The sequence below is a fragment of the Eggerthella sp. BIOML-A4 genome (assembly GCF_009875575.1).
GTDB lineage: Bacteria > Actinomycetota > Coriobacteriia > Coriobacteriales > Eggerthellaceae > Eggerthella > Eggerthella lenta.
On the sequence record NZ_WWRX01000008.1, the window covers coordinates 181294 to 202887 of the forward strand.

The 21594-nt window shown below is 59.9% G+C and carries 19 protein-coding genes; 1 reads left to right on the forward strand and 18 read right to left on the reverse strand.

All coding sequences use genetic code 11. The annotated features are described in order from the left end of the window. Nucleotides 1–85: 85 nt before the first annotated feature. On the reverse strand, nucleotides 86–1549 hold the full coding sequence (locus tag GT613_RS09365) for a helix-turn-helix transcriptional regulator (protein WP_009305964.1): 1464 nt from the start codon (nucleotides 1547–1549) through the stop codon (nucleotides 86–88). 311 nt (nucleotides 1550–1860) lie between these two features. On the opposite strand from GT613_RS09365, the gene GT613_RS09370 reads away from it, so the two are divergent. After that, nucleotides 1861–3702, forward strand: a complete 1842-nt coding sequence (locus tag GT613_RS09370; RefSeq protein WP_009607954.1) for an FAD-binding protein — start codon at nucleotides 1861–1863, stop codon at nucleotides 3700–3702. A gap of 99 nt (nucleotides 3703–3801) precedes the next feature. On the opposite strand, the gene GT613_RS09375 is transcribed toward GT613_RS09370, so the two are convergent. From GT613_RS09375 to GT613_RS09455, 17 genes are all read right to left on the reverse strand, one after another. Further along, nucleotides 3802–4245, reverse strand: coding sequence for a PIN domain-containing protein (locus GT613_RS09375; protein ID WP_009305962.1), 444 nt, complete (start codon nucleotides 4243–4245; stop codon nucleotides 3802–3804). Beyond that, nucleotides 4229–4501 carry a type II toxin-antitoxin system RelB/DinJ family antitoxin gene (locus GT613_RS09380; protein WP_009608106.1) on the reverse strand — a complete coding sequence of 91 codons (273 nt, stop codon included), beginning with the start codon at nucleotides 4499–4501 and terminating at the stop codon, nucleotides 4229–4231. Before GT613_RS09380 ends, GT613_RS09375 begins: the two co-directional genes overlap by 17 nt. A 377-nt stretch (nucleotides 4502–4878) precedes the next feature. Further along, on the reverse strand, nucleotides 4879–5613 hold the full coding sequence (locus tag GT613_RS09385) for an EthD domain-containing protein (RefSeq protein ID WP_009305960.1): 735 nt from the start codon (nucleotides 5611–5613) through the stop codon (nucleotides 4879–4881). 44 nt (nucleotides 5614–5657) lie between these two features. Beyond that, entirely contained in the window at nucleotides 5658–6149 is a 492-nt protein-coding gene (locus GT613_RS09390) for a nuclear transport factor 2 family protein (protein WP_009305959.1), read from the reverse strand. Nucleotides 6150–6161: 12 nt separating this feature from the next. Further along, the gene (locus tag GT613_RS09395; RefSeq protein ID WP_009305958.1) at nucleotides 6162–6911 is read right to left on the reverse strand and encodes an SDR family NAD(P)-dependent oxidoreductase; all 750 of its coding nucleotides are present in this window, start codon (nucleotides 6909–6911) and stop codon (nucleotides 6162–6164) included. Between the two features lie 26 nt (nucleotides 6912–6937). After that, nucleotides 6938–7693 (reverse strand): SDR family NAD(P)-dependent oxidoreductase, encoded by a 756-nt coding sequence (locus tag GT613_RS09400; RefSeq protein ID WP_009305957.1) that lies wholly within the window; start codon nucleotides 7691–7693, stop codon nucleotides 6938–6940. A 100-nt stretch (nucleotides 7694–7793) separates the two neighbouring features. Continuing rightward, the gene (locus GT613_RS09405; protein ID WP_161172601.1) at nucleotides 7794–8690 is read right to left on the reverse strand and encodes an SDR family NAD(P)-dependent oxidoreductase; all 897 of its coding nucleotides are present in this window, start codon (nucleotides 8688–8690) and stop codon (nucleotides 7794–7796) included. A 64-nt stretch (nucleotides 8691–8754) separates the two neighbouring features. After that, nucleotides 8755–9453: an EthD domain-containing protein gene (locus GT613_RS09410; protein ID WP_009305955.1), complete on the reverse strand. Its 699-nt coding sequence runs from the start codon at nucleotides 9451–9453 to the stop codon at nucleotides 8755–8757. Between the two features lie 127 nt (nucleotides 9454–9580). Next, nucleotides 9581–10816 carry an OFA family MFS transporter gene (locus tag GT613_RS09415; RefSeq protein ID WP_009305954.1) on the reverse strand — a complete coding sequence of 412 codons (1236 nt, stop codon included), beginning with the start codon at nucleotides 10814–10816 and terminating at the stop codon, nucleotides 9581–9583. A gap of 184 nt (nucleotides 10817–11000) precedes the next feature. Further along, complete coding sequence (locus tag GT613_RS09420; RefSeq protein ID WP_009305953.1) at nucleotides 11001–13061, reverse strand: FAD-dependent oxidoreductase; 2061 nt, start codon at nucleotides 13059–13061, stop codon at nucleotides 11001–11003. 28 nt (nucleotides 13062–13089) lie between these two features. Then, complete coding sequence (locus GT613_RS09425; protein ID WP_009305952.1) at nucleotides 13090–15189, reverse strand: FAD-dependent oxidoreductase; 2100 nt, start codon at nucleotides 15187–15189, stop codon at nucleotides 13090–13092. A gap of 70 nt (nucleotides 15190–15259) precedes the next feature. Beyond that, a complete protein-coding gene (locus GT613_RS09430) occupies nucleotides 15260–15961 on the reverse strand; it encodes an EthD family reductase (protein ID WP_015759933.1) in 702 nt (233 codons plus the stop codon). Nucleotides 15962–16232: 271 nt separating this feature from the next. Next, nucleotides 16233–17615, reverse strand: a complete 1383-nt coding sequence (locus GT613_RS09435; protein ID WP_114519690.1) for a C4-dicarboxylate ABC transporter — start codon at nucleotides 17613–17615, stop codon at nucleotides 16233–16235. Nucleotides 17616–17682: 67 nt separating this feature from the next. Next, complete coding sequence (locus GT613_RS09440) at nucleotides 17683–18984, reverse strand: MFS transporter (protein WP_009305949.1); 1302 nt, start codon at nucleotides 18982–18984, stop codon at nucleotides 17683–17685. Nucleotides 18985–19187: 203 nt separating this feature from the next. Beyond that, entirely contained in the window at nucleotides 19188–19889 is a 702-nt protein-coding gene (locus GT613_RS09445) for an EthD domain-containing protein (protein WP_009305948.1), read from the reverse strand. Between the two features lie 237 nt (nucleotides 19890–20126). Continuing rightward, nucleotides 20127–20633 carry a helix-turn-helix domain-containing protein gene (locus tag GT613_RS09450; RefSeq protein ID WP_009305947.1) on the reverse strand — a complete coding sequence of 169 codons (507 nt, stop codon included), beginning with the start codon at nucleotides 20631–20633 and terminating at the stop codon, nucleotides 20127–20129. Between the two features lie 395 nt (nucleotides 20634–21028). Next, entirely contained in the window at nucleotides 21029–21565 is a 537-nt protein-coding gene (locus tag GT613_RS09455; protein ID WP_114519688.1) for an N-acetyltransferase, read from the reverse strand. Between the last annotated feature and the right edge of the window lie 29 nt (nucleotides 21566–21594).

Here is a 21594-nt window from a genome sequence, read left to right on the forward strand (position 1 = left end):
GCCGCAGGTCAAACCGCATGATCAATACGCCGTAATCAAACTAACGGCGAAATGTTTCAAGAAGTTTTCGAACCCGAAGGGCAGTTTACAGCGCCTCCTCGGCAAGCTCGCCCTCCTCCTGCATGCCGAGCGCACGTTGTTCGGCCACCACAGCTGCCAGCAGATCCTGCTGAGAGTGAATGCCCATCTTGCGGTAGATGTTGCGCACATGCGTTTTCACCGTCTCCTTCGACAGCGTAAGCTCGTCGCAAATGGCCGCACGGCTGGATCCGCGCGCAAGGAGCGCGAACACCTCCTGCTCGCGCGCGGTCAGATCGTTGCGATGGCACACCAGCTCGCATCCGCGCTCGAAGCTATCAGGAAGCTCCTCCATGTCGCCGGGACGCACCATGCCCCAGCCGGTTTGCAGGTTCTTGCGGTCGCACATCACCAGCGAGCTTGCCAGCAGCACGAACACCATCACCGTAGCCAGATCGCTCGCCGTCTCGACCGACAGCGGAAGCACCCAGAGCGTCGCGCTCGCTACTAGGGCGCCGGCGATCTGGCCCAACAGCAAAAAGCACGTCGTAATGGCAAACACCCAGTTGGCGGGCAGTCCGCGCTTGCTGATGAGCAGCGCGCACAGCGCCCACATCATGATATCAACGAAGCGGTACCCCATCGCTTGCACGAACAATCCCGGCAGCGCATCGGGCCCCGCCAAGGCCAGGAACAAGAAGCCCAGCGACATGATGAGAAATCCCACCTGGTAGATCAGCTGGTTGAAGTCCATGCGGAAGAACAGCGCACACGTAAACAGCACGAGGGCAGACACCGCGAAGCTGGCTGCCGACAGGGCGACCACCGGCTCGTCGTGTCCGCCCATGAGCAGCACTGCCTGCACGATGCCGAACGACAGTCCTTGGACGAACGCCGTGGCCAGAAACTTGCGCGGCACATGAAGAGGAGCGTCCAAACCGTGCGCTAGCAGATCGGGTGTCACCGGAGCGTCGCGCATGAGCAACGCCATGCTTGCGGCGGGGATGACGAGCGCCGCTGCCCACACCGCCGCCTCAGGCAACAACGTGATGCACACGGTAAGAAGGGCAGCCACCACGGTTCCCACCACGCCGTGCAGAATGGTGGTGCGCGGTCCCAGATCGCCCAAGATGCGACCCCATTCCACATGAAGGCACGCCGTGCCCGCGCCCATGAGAAGACCGCCCAGGCACACCGCCGCGACGTTCACCAGCTCCACGGTCAAAGGCGAGAAGGAAAGGATGCCGCACGTAGTCACGCCGATCGACATGGAGGCCGGCACGGCAATGCGGTACCATCGCCCTTGCGGCACAATCCTCCTCGCCTTCAGCAGCACGCCCAACACCAAAAACGTACAGGCGTACGCCGACAGCGGCACGACCCATCCAGGCAGCGGAAAGTCGAGCGCCGCGAGAAACGGCGGGTTGAAAAACGTGGTTTGGAACACAAGCCACACCCATGTCCAGAACAGGCCGAAGCCCATCGACAGCCGCGGATGCGCGCGCATCTCGCGGCGAAACGAGCGCAGCATGCCATGACGCTCTTGCCACCCCGTTAAAGCGCAGCGCGATGCGGCCTCCCCGCCGCGGCCATCCTGTACATTCGGCACGGTCAACATCGCCCCTCCCCGAGCTGCTTGATTCCGTGGTTGCATGGTAGCACAGAGCAAGCATGCGTCAGTGTCTCGCCTCTACCCCTTCCGGGGGTAGATTCGGTTTCCGGCGATTTACCACGCAAGGGGGATGGCGGGACGCGTTGGAATTTCAGTATGGTCTACGCCAAGAGCTCGGTCGCTTCCATCTTGAGCGACCGACGACCATCAGGGAGAGAGGGAGTTCCATTATGTCGAAGAATGAACGCGCCGCACGCACTTCAACAGGGGTTTCTCGTCGCCAGTTCCTCATTGGAGCAGGACTTGCAAGCCTTGGCGCCGCAGGAGCCGGCCTCGCCGGCTGCGCCCCCAGCACGCAAGCCGCCGACGAAACAGCTACCGCAAGCGGCGCAATCGACTCCGCGAGCCTCGCCGGCAACCCCTTGGGAGCCAACGCGGCCGTCGAATGGTCGTTCATGACGCCGCCGGCCGACATCCCCGCCGACCAGATCACGGGAACCGAGGACGTGGACGTGCTCGTAGTGGGCTGCGGATTCGCCGGCGCCATCGCCTCGGTCGCCGCAGCGCAGGAGGGCGCGAAAACGCTGTGCATCGACAAGTGCAACACGTACTCCGGACGCGGCGGACACATCACGGCCTACGGATCGAAGCTCGTGAAGCAATACGTGAATGAGGGTTGGTTCAAAGAGGCCGACTACGCGCACATCGTGCGGCGCCTGATCGAGTGGGCTACCGGCCGCGTGAAAGAACCGCTGCTGTGGCAATTCGCCAAGAAATCGGGCGCGTGCATGGACTGGCTGGTCGACCTCGTGGCCGAATCGGGCTTGAAGCCCACACTGTGGGCCGGCTACTACAAGGGCCCCGACTACACCGAGGAGCCCATCACGCACTTCTTCTACGACGACACCACCGACTTCGTGTACCTCGACGGCGTGTCGAAGGGCCTGGGCATGGCCGTGCTCATCCCCGCCGTCATCGAGCAGGGCGAGAAGCTGGGCGTCGAGTACCGTTACGAAACGCCATGCGCTCGCCTGCTGCGCGAAGGCAACGGGCCCGTGACGGGCGCCATCGTGGGCGAGGAAGGGTCGTACAAGCAGATAAACGCGAAGTCCGTGATCATCGCCACCGGCGACTACCTGGACGACGACGAGATGCGCACGCGCTACCAGCCCTTCACTTGGCATGCCGACAGCCGCCTGTACATCCCCTTCGGCATTTCCACGGGCGATCTGCACAAGCAGGCCATGTGGATTGGCGGGGCCATGCAGGAGTCCGAGCCGCACTGCGCCACCATCCATCTGGAGTCCGGTGCGCAAAGCTACAACTTCCTGCACGTCAACAAGAACGGCCAGCGTTTCATGAACGAGGACGTGAACACGCAGTCGAAGTCGTGCGTGAAGTCGTACCAACCCGAGGGCAAGGCGTTCACCATCTACGATGCGAACTCGCTGGAATCGTTCGCCCAGTCGTGCAACGACGGCATCTCGGGCGGCATCTCGTCCGATCAGCAGTACCGCCGCTTCGGTGTGCCGTTCGACATGGACGTAGAGCTGAAGCTGCGCCAGGCGAAGATCGACCAGGGTCTGCTGTTCCAAGCCGACACGCTGGACGAGCTGGCTGAAAAAGCGGGGATCGACGCCGAGGGGCTCAAGGCCACCGTCGCACGCTACAACGAGCTGGCCGCGAAGGGCAACGACGACGACTTCGGCAAGCGCCCGGAAATCCTGTGGCCCATCGATACGCCGCCCTACTTCGCAGGCCAACTGGTGTCCACGCTGCTGGCAGCGTCGGGTGGGCTGCGCCAGGATACGGAATGCCACGTCCTCGACGAGGAGAACAACCCCATCGAAGGCCTGTACGTGTGCGGTGCCGCAGGCGGCGAATACTTCTCGAACGACTACCCCACCATCTGCCCCGGCACGAACCATGGTCGCTGCCTGACGTTCGGTCGCATCGCCGGCATCAACGCCGCCGGAGGAGATGCCGACAAGGAGATAGCCGATCTCGAGATCGTCAGCGGCATGATGCCCGAGGAAGACCGCGTCAACACCGTGACGGCCTCGGCGAAGTAGCCCTCCCTTTCGATGCTCGGGACGCCCTGCGCATCCCGAGCATCGAATCCCAAGCCCCGCCGGTTCCCTCCCACCGCGCGGGGCTTCTTTTCGAACGCGCTACCACTCCACTTCTTCGTAGTCCAAGCCCTGCTCGCGCAGACGGGCGAACAGCTCTTCAGGGGTGACGGCTTCGACAGGAGACGCTTTGAAGTCCTTGACGTTGCGCGTGACGATGTAGTCCGCTTTGATTTTCGCGGCGCATTGGGCGACAAGGCAATCCTCGAAATCCGCCCAGCGCAAGCCGAGGGCCCGCCTTGCATCCTCCGGCGATACCCCTACGATCTGAAGGAACGACAGATTATGCTCGATCATCTCCTGGGCAGCATCGCTGCCGTGGTCCTTGCGCAGCAGATAGTAGATGTCGGTCAGCATATTCACGCTAATGTAGGTGGACGCTTCCTGGACCACTCCCAGCAGGCATACGCGGCGCGACAGCTCATAAAACGGTTCGCGTCGACCGATATGGTCGAGAATGATGTTGGTATCAAGCATCAAATCCATAGCGATCCTTCAAACGCGCTTCCCGCAGCTCTTCGTCGGACATCGTCAAAGGACGCTTCGTGTGCACCTGATCGAACGCCTCGATGCGACGGCGCAACTCATCCCTATCGGGCTTCTCGCTCTTCTCGAAAGGAAGGCCGTCGTGTTTCACGGTGTATTCGAACAGGCGCCTGACGGCCGAGGACGGCGTGTAGCCTTCACGCCGCATGATCGCGGCAGCGCGCTCCTTCATATCGCCGTTCAACCGCACGGTCATAACCGACTCCATTGTGCCTCCCATCGACGTATTACGTGTACTACAGTATAGAGGGAAGCGTCGCAACCCGCAACCGGGTTCCTACTTGTGCGCGTGGGCGCAAAACGGCACCTATGACAATTTCGACAGAGGGATTAAAGCGGTTCAAGCTGGCAATGCGGAAAACGCCTCCGCATACAGCCAGGTCACGAATTCCACCACTCGCTAAAAACCAAGTTCTCCAAAACGAACTTTGTCATAGCTTGCCATTCGGGGACAACTCGGAGCGAGGGAGCGGTCGAAACGGGAGCGAGGCGAGACAAGCCCCTAGCTTCGCCTCAAAAGCCTACAGCCCGCCTCCGAGGAAGCGGGCTGTCAATCCGTCTCGCATTATCAGCCTATAGGCAGTACCCTCCGCGTGCCGACCCGGCCACAACGGGATGGGTCTCGACGAGGTAGGTGTCAACCGAGCCGATGAACTCGGATCCATGAGCCGTCAATCGTTGGAATTCTTTGGAATCGTAGAAGCACTCGAAGGCATCCATGTCCTCGAAATAGAACTCGGCCATGCCATCGCAGGGAAGCTTCTCGCTGGAAACGCTCGCCCCGTCTACGAATCGGTCGATCACGAGGTTTTGATTGTAGCCCGCATGGCCGGGAGCAGCCTCCACCAGCTTCGCGTGAGCATAACACCACTCTCGACGGAATTCGGCCACGCTCACCCCCTCCGCTCGATTCAAGAACGACACGCGATGAACCAGGTTCTTTCCCCGCAGATACGGAGGAACCTCGCGCACCACGTTGCGGGAAAACACCAGGATGTCGCACAAGCGCTTCTGCAAAAGGACCTCGGCGTCGTCGAGAAGGGCGTTACCGGTTTCGGCATCCAACGACTGAACCCCTTCGAGCATTTCGCTGTACGTATCGAAATGAAGCTCCGAATACCCGTCGATATCGATGACGCCTCCCATAATCGGGTGACGATGCTCGTTGTCAATGACGAGATTCTGGTTGCAAACTCGCAGGTTCTTCATTCCCGCAGCAATCGGCCCGTGGATATGCAGCCAATGATGCGAGAACGATTCCTGGGTGAACTTGTCGTTCTTCTTAAGCAATCCGCACCGAACAATCACGTGCTCGCTCCCTTCGTTGGACAGGGCCCGCATCAAGCCAACCCTCACATCATGAAAACCTGGTAGGCGTTCGCGCAGTCTTCGTAGCGCTTTTTGATGTTCGCCTCGCCCCGCAGATACGTCAGCGACATCTTGGCGAAGTACCATCGTCCGTCGATCTTCACGTACTCGTTGTCATAATGGGCACGACCCACGAACTCGCCTCCGCGCTGTGCATCGTACAGATCGTCTTGGAGCGACCAATGCGAACGCGCCGTTTCTTCGCCCGTCAGCTCGATCCAATGATGGTGTCCTTGATGGCTCGACGTGACGCCGTCTGCGAACTTGGCTCGCATCGTGGCGAGCATCCCCTCTCGTCCTTCGTAGAGCCCTCCTGTCGTGTTGTTGGCGAACACGAAATCTTCCACAAGGCATGCCCGCAGGCCATCCCAGTCTTTGGCATCGAGGGTATCCCAATACTCGGCCTGCAACCGCTCGATCGCCCTCATGTCCTCCAAGTCCCCGATGCGCTTCTCAAGCTCCTCAACAGTTGCCATAACTCCCTCTTCCTAGGTCAAGCTGAAACCGCCTTCGTTGTAGATGGTTTCGCCCGTAATGAACGAAGCGTCTTCCGAAGCCAGGAACAGCGCGACGTCGACCGTCTCGCGAACTTCGCCGTAGCGTCCGAAGGGCATCTTCGCCAAGAACGCAGCGCTCCGCTCAGGATCGTTGATCGTCCCGGCGGCTATGCGCGTTTTCGACGTGCCGGGAGCTATCGCGTTCACATGAATGCCGTACTTCGCCAGCTCGAGCGCCATCACCTGCGTAAGCATTTTGACGGCGGCTTTCGAGGGGCAATAGGGGGTGATGCCGCCGATGGTCTTGCGGGAGCTGTTCGAGCTCGTGTTCACGATGTAGCCTTTCACGCCAAGCTCGACCATCGTGCGCGCAACAGCCTGGCCGACGTAGAATTCGCCGTTCAGATTCGTGGCCATCACATCGAGCCATCCCTCCTTGCTGCACTCCAGAAACGGCTCCCGATGGCAGATGCCGGCATTGTTCATCAAAACGTCGATACGCCCGTATCGATCGATGACCTTCTGCACGCTTTCCTGCACCTGATCGTAGTCGCGCACATCGCAGTGCACGCAGAAAACGTGATCGTTGCCCCCGAACACCTCTTCCATCGTATCGTCCTCGATGTCGAAGATGGCAACCTGGGCACCCTCCTTCACGAGTTGCTCGACCATGCCGCGCCCAAGACCGTTGGCACCGCCGGTTACCAGGGCTATCTTGTCAACAAACCGCTCTCTTTCCATTGTCGTCCTCCTAATCTAACGCACAGCTAGAGGCTCTGCCCACCATCCTCGAAGATGATCTCCCCCAACATGAAGGAAGACTCTTCCGAAGCGAGGAACAGCGCCGCATCCACGGCCTCCTTCACTTCGCCGTAGCGGTGCATGGGAATATCGTTCAAGAACTGCTCGTTCATGTGCGGGTTCAAACGCGTCGGCTCGCTCATGCGGGTTTTCGTCGTGCCGGGTCCAAACGCGTTGACGCGTATATCGTATTCGGCAAGCTCTTTTGCGAACTGCTTGGTGAACACGGCGATGGCCGCCTTGGATGCGGGATACGCGCCAAGGTACTTCGGTATGAAACGGAAGGTGTTCGAAGACGTGTTCACGATAACGCCCTTCGTCTTCTTCGCCACCATGGCCTGGGCAACGGCCTGCGCCACGTAGAACGACCCGTTCACGTTGGTGGCGATCACACGATCCCAAGCATCTTTAGGACAGGTGAGCATACCGTACTTCTGCCCGTCCTTGATGCTGATGCCCGCGTTGTTCATGAGGATGTCGATGCGGCCGAAGCGTTCGACGGCCTCGTCGACCATGCGGTGCACGGCATCGTAATCGGTGATATCGCACGGTATGGTATGAACGCGATCCTCGTCGCCGAACGCATCCTCTAACGTATCGTGCTCGATGTCGACGGCAACCAGCTTCTCGGCGCCTTCCGCAAGGAAACACTTGACCATGCAACGCCCGATACCGTTCGCCGCACCCGTGACCAGCACGATCTTGTTATCGAACCGAGCCATGACACACCCCTTCTCCTTAATGAGTTACCGCGAGCGCGCCGATCGGCGTGCGCCAACCCTCCCCCTTTGGCGCACGCCTTCATCGACGCAGAACGCGCCGTTACTTTGCGTCGGCCGTCGCCAGATGAAGATACGTCGTGGCACCGCCATCGGCGGCAATGAACTCGCCGTTGATAAAGCTGGAATCGTCCGAAGCAAGGAACATGACCACTGAGGCAATCTCCTCGGGCAGCGCGTAACGCTTCATCGACGAGGCGTCCACCAGACCCTTGCGGTTCTGGCCGCGCGGCAAGGTCATCCCCGAAAGCACAAGGCCGGGGTTCACGGCGTTCACGCGTATGCCGTAGGTCCCGAGGTCGGTGGCGGCGGCGCGCGTCATGCCCATGACTGCGGCCTTGGCCATGGCATAGCCGATGAAGCTCCCGGGTCCGAAATGCGTGCCTTGGTAGGAGCACGTGTTGACGATGGTGCCGCCGCCCGCTTCGATGATGGCGGGTGCGCAATAGTGCATGCCGTTGTACACGCCCCAGCAATCCACGTCCATGATGCGGTTCAGGGACTCGCGGGTCTCGGTGAGGACGGTGCCGTTCTGGCACATCCCGGCATTGTTGACGAGCACGTCCAGTCGACCGCTCTCGTCCACGACCTTCTTCACCAGCTCCTGCCAGGAGCCTTCGTCGGCAACGTCCATCGGAAACGCCACGGCTTCTCCGCCGTCGGCAATGATGGCAGCCTCGACCCGCTTCAATCCCTCTTCTTCGATGTCGGCCATGTACACCTTGGCACCTTGCTGGGCGATCATCTTGGCTTCCATCTCGCCCTGGCCGCCCGCGGCGCCGGTCACGATGACCACCTGACCTTCGAATTTACCCGTGCCTTCCGCTACGCGCGGCCAACGTTTGGCCTGCGCTTCGGCGTAGATCTTCTCCTCGAAAGCCTTTTGATCAGGACCCGAGACAACGGCATCATCGAAAAACTCTGCTCGCATTGACTTCATAGCAACGCTCCCCTTCCAAAAAGGACTGCATCACGCCGAGTTCGCGATGCAGTCCGAACTTCGTCTAGTTCTGCAGCTCCACAGGCACGGCTTCGACGAAATACGTCGTGACGGTGCCGATGAACTCCGCTGCGTGCACGCTCGCGCGCAGCTTGAAACCGACCGTGCTGTAGCACTCGTCGAACGCGTCCATGTCCTCGAACCAGAACTCCACCATGCCTTCGACCGGCAGGTCGGCGTAATGGACGGACGCGCCTTGGACCATGCGGTCGATGACCAGGTTCTGGTTGTAGCCGCAGTACCCGCTCATCAGCTTCACCAGCAGGGAATGGGTGTACCACCACTCGTCATGGAACGTCGCGGCATCGACGCCCTCCGCGCGATCGCAGAAAGACACGCGCTTGATAGCCTTGCCGTCGAGGTAGGCGGGAACGGGCGTGTCCACCTTCTTCACCGCAACCAGCGTGGAAACGGGCTCTTCCACGAGCGGCTCCAGAGCAGCCAACAGAGCATCCCCCGCTTCGTCCATCGCCTGCTGCATGTCGCCGTAGCTGTCGAAGAACATCTCGATGAAGCCGTCGATGTCGATGGCGCCGCGACCCAGATGAGAGCGCTGCTGGCGATCGGTCACGAAATCGATCTCGCACTTCCGCAGCTGGGGCATGCGGGCGATCACGTCGCGCACATCCCCCATCATGCCCTCGCGAAACGCCTCTTCGGAAACCCCTTCTTTGCACTTCAGCAAGCTAATCCTGGAAATCATGTCCTACCCCTTCCTCAGATCGTTCGGGAATTTTAGTATCCGGCAGCTGTTGGGCGCCTTCAACAACGCACTTGAAAGTGCGCAACTCACTTATTGGTAAGATGCATCCGACCAGCACATACGCGTTTTACGCTTCAGCGGCGTCCTTAGCCTTCATCTTCTTGAAGAACATCCACGCCAGCGACAGCAGCACGAGACCGACGATGCAGAGCGCACCGAGGAACGGGAATGCAGAACTGTAGCTGCCCGTGGTGGCAAGCGCGTTGGCGGAAACCACCGGGCCGATGAACGAGGCCAGCGTGTAGCCGATGAACATGAAGCCGTAGTTCTGGCCCGCATTGCCGGGACCGTAGGCATCGGCGCATACCGACGGCATGATGGCCATGATGCCGCCGAAGCAGATACCCAGAATGCATGCCTCCACGATGAAGATCGCGGTGCTCGTTGCATTAGCGAACAGGAACAGGTGGATGACCGCCGTCACCGCAACGGCGACGAACATGGTTTGGAAACGCCCCAACTTATCGGAAATGGCGCCGAGACCCAAACGGCCCGTGCCGTTGGCGATGGCGAAGATGCCCACCATGAGCGCGCCCGTCGCAGCATCCATGCCGGCTTGGACCTGCCCCACCAGCGAAACCGTGGACAGCATCACGCAACCGGTGCAGGCAACGGTGCCGAAGAACAGCAGCAGCGTCCAGAAGAACGGGGTCTTCAGCATCTGGCCGGACGTGTAGTTCTTCACGCGCTTCGTATCGCTCTCGGCCGGCGGATTCCAACCCTCGGGCTTGAAATCAGCAGCAGGCATCTTGAGGAAGCGGGACAGCACGATGAAGCCGACGATGCAGAACACGCCCACGATGTTGAACGCGATGCTCACGTTGAAGTTCTCGATGATCATGTTGCCCATAGGAGCCGTGAACAACGGGTAGATGGCCATGATGGCCAGAGCCACGCCGTTGGCGAAACCGCGCTTGTCAGGGTACCACCGCGTAGCGATAGCGAGGGCAAGGTTGTAGCAAATACCGTCGCACACGCCTACCAGCAGGCCGAACGATATGTATAGCACCGGGATGGTGCTGGCAAAGCCCGTCAGGAACCAGCCCAGGCCGAAGCCGATGCCGGCAACGGTCATGATGATATGCGCAGGCGCCTTGCGCTGCAGCCATCCGCCGATGGGACCGCTCAAACCGATCATAGCGATAACGATGGTGTAGGCGAACGACACCGACTGAGGCGAGAAGCCATAAGCTTCCATCAGGGGCTTCTGGAAGATGCTCCAAATATTCAACGACGCCGTCAGCGCACCGCACAAGGCCGCGCAGATCAGGATGACCCCGCGACGATAAGTTTTAACCGACATTGTTCTTTCCTCCTTGTTTACCTTCGAAATTGCATTCCGAAACGAACAGCGGTCCGTCTCGTGCGAAACCCTGGCTTCGCCCGGCAGTCACCTCCCTCGGTTCGCGTCGCTTCCGGTTTCCCTTCATGCACTCCGTGTCCCGCCGAGTCGCGCGCATTGACACGACGGGACACGGGATGATGCCTTACAGAAGACAGCCCACGCGGCGTCCGTCGGCGAACGCATGCTTGAGGAACGCGTTCTCGCCGCCGAGCGTCGAGCCTATCTCGTACACCTCGTCGACGAGCGACGCGGCCATGTCGAAAAACGCCGGGTCGCGCTGCTCAGGCAGCATGACCATCATGGAATCGCACGGCACCAGCTCTTCTCCCCCCTGCGAGAACCTCAGCAGCGCCCCTTGCTTGCCGAATTCAGCCACTGTGGCATCGCGTACAACACGAACCCCTGCGCGATTGAACCACGGCTCGATACGTTCTTTGTACTTGAGCGGAATCAAACCGCCCACATCCCCATCTTCGGCGACCAGCACGATGTCCTTGCCGCGCTTGCGCATGAACTCGGCGCATTGAGCGCCCTCGGCGCCTGCACCCCAAATCACGATCCTCTTGCCTACGGGGAAGAACTTCTCGCTCATCGAAGCAAGCTTGTCCGGACCGAACATCTTGAGCGGTACCTGCGCAAGCTTCGACATCATCGGGATGGTGAACACGTTCTTGCGATGTATGCCCGGAATATCGGGGATGCGATACGGCGACGAAGCGGCCACGACCACCGCATCAGGAGCTTCTTGGCGGATGAGCTGCTCGTCAACTTCGGTTTTCAGCCTCACCTCGACGTCAGACTTCTCGATCATGGCGGTCAAGTGGTTGAAGATATGCATGACCTCTTCGCATCCGCCGCTCTTGATCATGGCCGCCAGCTTGATGCGTCCGCCCAAAGCGCCCGCCTTCTCGTACAAGGTCACCTCGTGCCCTCGTTCGGAGAGCGTGCACGCGCATTCCATGCCCGCCGGACCGCCGCCCACCACCATCACGCGCTTCTTCTTCGCCACCGGCTTGGCGGCTAGTTGGCGCTCTTGACCCAAGGTGGGATTCACGCGACAGATGCGCGGTTGCGTGACCGGATCTTCGCAGCTCGCGCAACGCGTGCAACGCATGATCTCGTCGATACGCCCCTCGTCCACCTTGCGCGCGAACCACGGATCGGCCCACAGCGTGCGGCCGAGCGCGATGACGTCGGCATCGCCGGCTTCGAGCACGCGCTCTGCCAAGTTCTCGTCCATGCGGCCCGCCGTGATGACCGGCACGTCCACAGCATCCTTGATCCGCCGAGCAACGGCCGTCCACAGACCCACCCCGCGGTACTCGTCCATGAAGGGCTCCATGAACGGATCGGGTTCCGGGTACGGGAAGTAGTCGGGGCAGTAGCGAAACGGCGTGGGACCGTACCCGTATCCGGCGATGCTGATGTACTGGGCGCCGGCCTCCACGAACGCTCGGGCGTTCTCGGCAGCTTGCTCGGCCGTGATACCCTGCTTCGTGGGATGGAATTCGCGCCCGTTCAGACGGCAGCCGATGACGAAGTCGGGGCCGCACGCCTCGCGGATGCCTTCGATGATCTCGCGTACGATGCGCGTGCGGTTCTCGACGTTCTGGCAACCGTATTCGTCATCGCGCTTGTTCCAAAGCGGGCTGACGAAGCTGTCGAGAAAGTACCCGTGAGCCACGTGCACCTCGACGGCATCGAACCCGCCCTTCTGCAGCCGCACGGCAGCCTCGATCTGCAAGCGCTGCTTCTCGTGGATCTCCTCGACCGTCAGGCCGCGAGGGGCTTGGCACCACGGCTTGGGAACCGGCATCTCGTCCTCGGACAACGTAGAGGACGAGATCGGGGGAAGCCCGTCAGGGGTCGGGCCGGCCGAAGGGCCGATATGATGCAACTGACCGATGGTGAGGCACCCGTGCTTGTGAACGGCCTCGTTGAGCTCGATCATGCCGGGAATGAACCTGTCGTCGTAAGCGCCCAGGTAGATGCCTCCCGCAGGTTCCCACAGTATGGCCGCGACATCGATAGCCGCAACTCCCCCTTCCGCCATGTTCTCGTACATGGCGATGGCATCGCTGCCGTCGGCGGTGCAGTCCTCGTTCCAGCGCCACGACGACTGAGGAGCCTTGATCATCCGGTTCTTCAACACGAAATTCGGCGCTATCTCAATCGGAGACAAAAGCTTCTCGAAGCCTTTCATTGCAAACTCCCCTCCCTTCGTCTCGCGATTACAGCTTCAGGGCGACGGCTCGGCCCTGGCCCACCGCGTCGACCATGAGCGTGGATCCGGGTCCCTGGCATGCGCCGATGGGATACACCTCGGGGGCCAGGTCTTTCAGCTGGTCGTACAAGCTCAGGCCGGAACCGGGAGACTTGAACACCAGGATGCTGTCGGCCTTGAGATAGCGCTCTTCGCCGTCCTTGACGTACGTGATGCCGCGCTTGTCGATCGAGCGGTACTCGACGCCGGTGATCGTCTCCACGTCGTTTTCCCGCAGCCACTTAAGCGACCTGCTCTTGTACCGCGGCGGCAACCCCTCTCCCACCGTGTCCAAATCTTCGAGCACCGTGACGTTTTTTCCGCGTTTGCGCAGGAAGATCGCGCCTTGCACGCCTTCGATCTGAGCTCCGAGGACGACGCAGTTCTTGCCGATGCCCGGCAGGGCGATCTGGGAGAGCTTGTTGATGGCGTTTGCGCCGAAGAGCTTGAGCGGCTTTTCGGCCAAGCGGGTGAGCTGGGGAACCGTGGAGACGATACCCAAGTCGATGCCCGGAACGTCGGGCGCGCCGTACACGCCTCCCGTCGCGACGATGACCGCATCGGGCTTCATGGCGCGCACGAAATCAGGCGTCACCGTCGTTTTGGTCTTGATGGTAAGCCCCGGCGTCTTCTTGGCCTGAGACGTCAGCCAATCGATGAGCGCGGGGACGTTCTCGCACACCGTGCCCTTCACCATGGTGGCCAGGTTGAGCTCGAGGGCCAGGACGGATTCCTTCTCGCACAGCGTGACTTCATGGCCGCGCTCGGCGGCGACGCGGGCAGCCTCGAGACCCGCGGCGCCAGCGCCTACCACCAGCACCTTCTTCTTAGTCTCCGCAGGCACGACGGCCATTTCTCGCTCGCGCAGGAACGCCGGGTTCACGCGGCAACGGCGGTGCGGCGTCTCGTTCATGCGCAGCTCGTCGCACGTTGCGCAATGGTTGCAACGGCGAATGTCCTCGGGTGCCCCTTCCGCGATCTTGTTGGGCATGTCGGGGTCGGCCCACAGAGCGCGTGCGAACATCGCCAGGTCGATCTCGCCCTTCTCAAGCGCCGCCTCGGCCTTTTCAGGCGTTGCGAAGCCGACGCCGAACACCGGAGCCGACACGGCCTGCTTGATGGCGGCAGCGGGGGGAATGGAGAGGCCTTCGCCGTCCAGACGATCGAGGAACTGCTTCATGTCCTCGTCGGGAGACGGGTACATCCAGTAGTCCAGAGCGAACTGCATAGGAACCGGACCGTAGCCGTAACCCGTCACGCTGATGTAGTCGGCCCCGGCAGCATCGTAGAACTTCGCGATCTCCACGCCCTCTTCGATGGTGATGGCATCGGGATGCCCGTATTCCTGGCCGTTCGTGCGAACGCCCACGATGAAGTCCTCGCCGCACCGCTCCTTCACGCCTCGGATGATCTCGCATACCAAGCGCGTGCGGTTCTCGACGGACTGGCAACCGTACTGGTCGTCGCGATGGTTCCACACGCGCGACACGAAGCTCAGCAGGAAGTAGCCGTTCGCCGCGTGCACCTCGATGCCATCGAGACCGGCCTTCTTGGCGCGCTCGGCCGCTGCGAAGTAGCGCTCTTTGAACGCCTCGATCTCTTCAAGCGAAAGGCCGCGCGTGGGATTGCAGTACGGTTCGGGGCTCGGGAGCTCGTCTGCGGTCAACGTAGAAGAGCACCAGGCTCCGCCCTTGGTCTTGATAGCGGCACCGTTCTGGAATATCTGAGCGATGAGCTCGCATCCGTTCCCGTGCACGGCGTCAGCCAACTGAGAAAGGCCGGGAATGAACTTGTCATCGTACAAACCGCCCAGCGGGTAGGTTTCCACGGTGTACACGCCGCCGTCGGCATCGTCGATCAAAGTGGCGGGATCGTCGCAGATCATGCCGCCCAAGATGATGGCCGAAGCGCCGCCCTTGGAAATCGCATCGTACAGACCGATGATCCTCTCGTTGCAGAACTGGCCCGGATCCCACGACATCGCGGACGACGGCGCTTTGACCATGCGATTTCTCCACTGGTGGGTACCGATGGTTATCGGCTCTAGCAACTTCTCGTAAGCTTTCATATCGTTGATCCTTTTTCTCGTGCTTCTTCTTTACTGAAACGCAGCTTTTTTGACGGAAGATCGCAGGCTCCTATGCAGACGGCAAGGCAACCGGATAGGTTTCGGTCAGGTAGGTGTTGATCGCCCCGATGAACTCCGAGCTGTGCGCAGAGGCGCGCGCGAATTCGGGGGAAGCGTAGTACTCGTCGAACGCTTCTTTCGTTTCGAACCACATCTCCACGACGCCTTCTACAGGAAGCTCCTCGTACGGAACGGATACGCCGCCGTCGATGCGGTCGATGACGAGATCCTGGTTGTACCCTACGCACCCGGGAACGGTCTGCACCAAGCGGTCGTGCACGTTCCACCATTCTTTGACGAATTGCTCGGAAGTAACGCCGTCGGCGCGACCGAGAAACGACACGCGCTTGATGAGCTTCCTGCCGCGCAGGTACTCCGGGATCCGAATGACTTCGCGCTTGGCCAGCACGAGAATTTGGCAATGGGGGTTGGCGAACATCGGGACATCGTTCGCTCCTTCGCCGTGCAGCGACTCCACGCCCTCGACCATGTCGCCGTAACTGTCGAATTGCAGCTCGGAATACCCGTCGATAACCACCGAACCCCGTCCGATAGCATGGCGATGCTCGGCATCGACTACGACGTGCTGGTCGTACTTGCGCAGATTCGCCATCTTGCTTGCGATGGGACCATGGACGTTCAGCCAGTAGTCCTTGAACTCCTCCATGCCCATGCCGTCTTTTTTCTGCATCAATCCGCATCTGCTGATCATGGTGATCACCCTCCTTGAATCGAACGTGCAAATGGCCCCGTGTTTCGGCAGCTCCCCTGCGCCTCGCCTGCATGAGCATCGCCGCTGTAACCACCGCCTACGAACTCCGCATAACCGCATACTATGATCATTTGAAATCAGCCTCAATAACGCACTTTAAAGTCATAAGGGCACTTATAAGTAAGCGGCAACCCCCTGCCAAAGCCTCCAATATCAAGCCTTTGATCAGCGGTTTCGATACATTTCCATGAAGGGGCGATCGCAATCGCCGCTACAGCAATCCACCCATCCTCGCCATGGTGAGCACGAGCACGAGCACCGCGGTCGCAACCAGCACGTACGGACCGTTCCACCGTAGGCTGACCTTGATCGGCGATTGCCCGACCATGTCGGAAACGGCCACGACATTCGCAGACGCAGGGCAAAGCGCATTCCCCATCGCCCAGCTGATCGACAAAACAAGAGCGAGGTAGATGGGCGAAACGCCCCATTGAGAAGCGCCCATCGTCCCTCCCACCACGGCAACGACCGCAATGGGGTGGATACCGACCGCCGACGTCGCAAGCGTGATACCGATGATCGCAACGGTCAACAACAGCACGCTTTGCCCCGTCATATGCAAAAGAGATCCAACCAGAGCATCACCCAGATGGGAATAGCCGATGCTCTGCGCGAAGAACCCAGCCCCGGCGAACAAGACGATCTGATTCTTCGACTGGGGAAGCTTGTTGTTGAAGTAGTCCCCCCTGAATTCCCGCGCATACGTCGGAAGGCGCCCGATGGCAGCCATCCATGCAATGGGGAAAACCAGCGATGCCATGGCAACGACGACAATGGCGGAAAGCCCGCCCAGCTGGGACGTCGCCGCTACGGAAACAACGAGCAAGAAAGCGAACGCGCTAAGCTCGACGACCTTCCCCGCATCAATCTTGCCCGCAGGCGCCTCCGCCTCATCCGAAGAGGCCTTCGCCGCCTCATCCCTTACGAACGTCATCAGAAAACCAACGGCGCCGGCGATAAGCGCACATGCGATAGCAAAAGGAAAGAACGCCACCCAATCGACTCCCGTCAGCTGGACAACCAAAGCAATCGTTGCCGACGTCGGCGCCCATATCATGCAGGTGATGAACCCTCGGCTGAGAGCCGAAGCCAGAAGCTTTTCGTCGTAGTTGCAGCCGCTCGCACGGGACACCTCATAGGTCAACGGAACCGCCGCGATGCTGATAAGCACTCCGACGAACGCAGCCATGCTGCTTACCAGCGCGTAATAACGGCTGTCGGTGTTTGCGTAACGGACGAACACCTCGCGAAGCGACTCGCCGTATCCCCCATGCTGCACAGGAATGCTCAAAAGCGGCACCAGGACGAACATGGCGATGAGGTACGAGTTTTCCCGTAACGCCTGCTTCCACACATCAAGCGGCGCTTGAGAATGCAGCAACAAAGCTATGCTCGAAGCGAAAAGCAGAATCCCGATGACTCTCGACGACCCGGTCGACGCTGCAAAGCTCAGCGCGATAACGCCAACCATCAACATCAAGTTCAAATCGTCGAGCATCGACGATGCAAGGAATACGTTTGCTATCAAGCTGACGCCCAAACAAAAGGTGGCTGCGCTTCTCGCCGTGCGAACGAGACCTCTCACGTCGGTCATGCCGTCTTCTTCCTAACCCGCCCCAACTAAAAAGGGCACGGGAGGGTCGCCTCCCGCGCCCTTCTCGCTAATCGGATACCCTCTTTCCCTTGACGTAATACCCTTTCAAAAGGAACACCGAGGTCAACAGCGTTACGAGAACGGATCCTATCATCAAGTAGGTGATGGACAGATTATCGCCCGTGGCAGCGATAAGCGCCGTTGCAGCAAGGGGCGCCAAACCGCCGAAGACCGCGGCCGCGATGTTGTAAGAGAAACCGATCCCACTGTTGCGAAGCTTGGTGGGAAACACCTCGGCCGAAACCACCACGATGGCGACAGCCAAAATCGTCTGGAATACGATGAGTATCCCCAGCAAGCCGATCATCAAGACGGCGTTGGTCTGCTGAATCAAAATGTAGAACACCGGATAGGACAAGATAAGGAACCCAAGGCAACCGACGATCAGGCACCTCCGCCTTCCCACCTTATCGATGAGCATGCCCACGACAGGGCAAAGCAGCAGGTTGATCGCGATAACCGACGTGTTGACGATGAACGCGCTCGAGAACGAGGTTCCCATGAACTGCGAGATATACGTCGGCATATACGTGATCAGAATATAGTAGGTCGCGCTCGAGCCGACCAGCAGTCCGATGACCGTGATGATGGACTTCTTGTAGCGCAGGAACAGCTCCTTGACCGGCGTATGGTCCTCTTCTTTCACTTCCGCCTTCGCCTTCAGGAACTCAGGGGAATCGGGAACGTTCTTGCGCATATGCATGCCGTAAAAAGCGATCAAGATGCCGAAAAGGAACGGAACGCGCCACCCCCAATCGTACAGAGCGGCTTCGGGCAGGAGCGTCGTGACGAGCAGACCGGCAGCGGAGCCCAAAAGCAGACCGCAGCCAACGCTGAACGGCTGCCAGCTGCAAAGGAAAGCCCGGTTGTTCGGCGTCCCGTACTCCGAGATGAACGTCAGCGAAGAGCCGAATTCGCCTCCCGTCGCCAAGCCCTGCAGCAGGCGCAGCACCGTGAGCAGGATCGGCGCCAGAATACCCACCTGGGAATACGTTGGCAAGCATCCCATGAGCATGGTGCATACGCCCATGCATAAGATCGTCAACGTCAATGCTTTGATTCTTCCGTGCTTGTCGGCGTATGCGCCGATAAGGATGCCGCCGATAGGTCGGACGAGAAAGCCCGTTCCAAAGACCAGGAAGCTGAGCAGAAGGCCGACGATAGGATCGTCGGCAACGAAGAAATCTGCGGAAATGATCGCTGCAAAATACCCGTACAGCCCGTAGTCGAACCACTCCAGCATATTTCCAAGGCTCCCCGAGAACACCGCCCTGGCCAACGAAGTTTTTTTCTTTTCAGTTGCCACCATATTTCATCCTCTCCCGAAAAAGCCCGAGACGACCGCGTCGCTCGCAATGGGTCTGATGGCGCCCTTGCCACGATGCGGCGCATCTGCAAGAACGTCGGGTTGAGCGAACGCGGACAACGCTCGCTCCGGAGGTTTCCCCTTGCACCTTTCGAAATATCCGGCATGGCGGCGGCCCTCATCGGGCACGCCGCCATAAAGCTCGACTAGGCCTGCTCCATTGCGATAGGCTTCGCCTCAACCAGGTATGTCGTGATGTTGTCGATGAACTCAGCTCCGTGCGCACCCGTGCGCTTGAACGCAGGAGTTCCGTAGCACTCGTCGAACGCCTTCATGTTCTCGAACCAGAACTCCACGACACCCTCGATCGGAAGCTCTTCGAACGGCACGGACTCCCCGTCCACAATGCGGTCGATGACGAGGTTCTGATTGTAGCCTGCATAGCCCGTCATGGTCTTGACCAGCGCGGAATGCATCTGCCACCATTCGTCCTGAAACACCGCCGCACTCACACCGTCCTTTCGCCCGAGAAAGGACATGCGCTTGATCAGCTTGACGCCGTCGAGAAAGGCGGGAACCGGTGTATCGACCTTCTTCACCGCCACGAGCGCCGGGATATCGGGAGCCGCGAACTGGGCGTAATCGGCTGCAAGCGATTCCTCGAGCGCAGCCATGCCACGCACCATGTCGCCGTAGCTGTCGAAGAACATCTCCGTGTAACCGTCGATTTCCGTCGAGCCGCGATCAAACGGCGAACGCTGCTCGTTGTCCACCACCACGTTCGTCTCGCATCCCTTGAGGTAGGGCATCGTGGCCAGAAGCCCTGCGTGAGCCTGCGTCAGATACGCAGAGAACTCCTCAGCAGACAGCCCCTCTTTCCGTTTGAGCAAGTTGATTCTCGAAATCATGCCGATCATCCTTTCTGAAACGTACCCCGTCCTTGCACCGCAAGTCACTTCGAGATGCGGTTCCTACCTCGTATTCTGTTGACGCAGGGTTGTCAGCGCAATAATGCACTTATAAGTGCGCTTCTTACTTGAAAGTGAGGCAGACGGACAATCGAAGAGAACGAGGACAAGAACCGCAAGGCGGTCGGCATAATGCGAAAATTATTGAAGGCTTTCCCTTGTTTCGACAGGCGAAGATTACGCTTCGTCCGTATCTTCTTCGCCCGCGCTACCGCGCACGTCGAACGTAGAGGGGTCGAATTGCCAAATGATGCGCTCGCCGCTACCTTGTTCGGCGTCGCTCGCGGCACTGCCGTACATCAGCACGCCATCACCCATCGTGCCTTTCGTGCGTTGCAGAGTCTCTGCGGAGAATCCCCCATACGCCGCCCCCCAATCCCGAATGAAATACAAGACGTTCGCGAAGCTTACGCCCTTCGCCGTGAGAAGATAATCAACCCGAAGCGGCTTAACCTCCACGACGATACGTTCGATGATCCCCACTTGCTCCAGCTCGCTTAAATGCTGACTGAACATTTTGTGGGAGATATCGTAAGGGATGCGCTTTCTCAATTCGCTGTAGCGCGCCCTTTTGCCGGGAGCCATGCTCAGATACCACACGATAAAGGGCTTCCATTTGCCTCCCAGTATCGAAGCGACATAGGAAAGGGAGCATGAAGTTAAATCATCCATTTTCTCGAGCATACGACCTACTTCCCTCGATTAACGATTCAACGGGCAACGTGGTTGATTATAGAGAAGACGGAGGATCGCCAAGCTAGCGATTCCGTCGGCAAGAAAACCGCACTATAACCGACAAGATGCCGGTTAAGCGAAAACGCGCTCTCCGGCTTTTCTCAAAGTTCCCCATCGACCGCCGACGTCTTTTCGCCAAGCGCTTCAGATCCCCGAGAAGGCGCGAGGCGACTTATAGATGTCCACTAGGACGCAAATCAAGGCATTACCCTAAAGTAAGTATCTATAGCGAGCGCGAGCCGCGCAAGAACGCACTTGAAAGTAACCTTGCACCCGCAAGGACGGAGAGCAGCTGGTCCTGAATACGGTCGATCGGGAAAGCCGCCGACGCATAACGCGATCTTCTACACCGCGTACTCGTACATGACGGCGGAGCGGCCGAGGCGGTCGTAGAAGCCTTCGCAAACGCCGCAATTCGCGAAACCGCACGACTCGTAGAGGCTCTGCGCGCGCACGTTGGTGGTGAACGTGTCGAGGCGCACGGCTCTTTTGCCAGCCGCCCGCGCGACATCGATGCCCGCCTCCATCATAGCGCGCGCGAATCCGCGGCCGTGGTAGGCCGGCAGCGTTCCCAGCACGTGCACCACCAGCACCTCGTCGGGCGCGGCCGCCACATGCCAGGAAACGCTTTCGTAACCGGCATCGCCTTCGCCGTTCAGCACCATGGCCGACGCGATGCAGGTCGCGCCCTCGCCGTCCTCAACCAGCCCCACGTACACCTCTCCCGCATCCACCGATGCGCGCAAAAACGCCGACGACGGGTGCACGTCGTGCTCCCAGCACACGTCGAATTCCGTACCGCGCATCCCGTCGATCATGTTCGTGTAGAAGTCCAGCACCTGGTCGAACTCGTCGGCTCGCGCTCGCCGCACCTTCAGCATCGGACGTCCTCCCCAATCGCGGTTGTTCT

Coding starts and splice junctions, on each gene's coding strand:
- GT613_RS09365 (WP_009305964.1), bottom strand. CDS start 1,549: ATGCTGCGCTCGTTTCGCCGCGAGATGCGCGCGCATCCGCGGCTGTCG.
- GT613_RS09370 (WP_009607954.1), top strand. CDS start 1,861: ATGTCGAAGAATGAACGCGCCGCACGCACTTCAACAGGGGTTTCTCGT.
- GT613_RS09375 (WP_009305962.1), bottom strand. CDS start 4,245: ATGGATTTGATGCTTGATACCAACATCATTCTCGACCATATCGGTCGA.
- GT613_RS09380 (WP_009608106.1), bottom strand. CDS start 4,501: ATGACCGTGCGGTTGAACGGCGATATGAAGGAGCGCGCTGCCGCGATC.
- GT613_RS09390 (WP_009305959.1), bottom strand. CDS start 6,149: ATGGCAACTGTTGAGGAGCTTGAGAAGCGCATCGGGGACTTGGAGGAC.
- GT613_RS09395 (WP_009305958.1), bottom strand. CDS start 6,911: ATGGAAAGAGAGCGGTTTGTTGACAAGATAGCCCTGGTAACCGGCGGT.
- GT613_RS09400 (WP_009305957.1), bottom strand. CDS start 7,693: ATGGCTCGGTTCGATAACAAGATCGTGCTGGTCACGGGTGCGGCGAAC.
- GT613_RS09405 (WP_161172601.1), bottom strand. CDS start 8,690: ATGAAGTCAATGCGAGCAGAGTTTTTCGATGATGCCGTTGTCTCGGGT.
- GT613_RS09410 (WP_009305955.1), bottom strand. CDS start 9,453: ATGATTTCCAGGATTAGCTTGCTGAAGTGCAAAGAAGGGGTTTCCGAA.
- GT613_RS09415 (WP_009305954.1), bottom strand. CDS start 10,816: ATGTCGGTTAAAACTTATCGTCGCGGGGTCATCCTGATCTGCGCGGCC.
- GT613_RS09420 (WP_009305953.1), bottom strand. CDS start 13,061: ATGAAAGGCTTCGAGAAGCTTTTGTCTCCGATTGAGATAGCGCCGAAT.
- GT613_RS09425 (WP_009305952.1), bottom strand. CDS start 15,189: ATGAAAGCTTACGAGAAGTTGCTAGAGCCGATAACCATCGGTACCCAC.
- GT613_RS09430 (WP_015759933.1), bottom strand. CDS start 15,961: ATGATCAGCAGATGCGGATTGATGCAGAAAAAAGACGGCATGGGCATG.
- GT613_RS09435 (WP_114519690.1), bottom strand. CDS start 17,615: ATGACCGACGTGAGAGGTCTCGTTCGCACGGCGAGAAGCGCAGCCACC.
- GT613_RS09440 (WP_009305949.1), bottom strand. CDS start 18,984: ATGGTGGCAACTGAAAAGAAAAAAACTTCGTTGGCCAGGGCGGTGTTC.
- GT613_RS09445 (WP_009305948.1), bottom strand. CDS start 19,889: ATGATTTCGAGAATCAACTTGCTCAAACGGAAAGAGGGGCTGTCTGCT.
- GT613_RS09450 (WP_009305947.1), bottom strand. CDS start 20,633: ATGCTCGAGAAAATGGATGATTTAACTTCATGCTCCCTTTCCTATGTC.
- GT613_RS09455 (WP_114519688.1), bottom strand. CDS start 21,565: ATGCTGAAGGTGCGGCGAGCGCGAGCCGACGAGTTCGACCAGGTGCTG.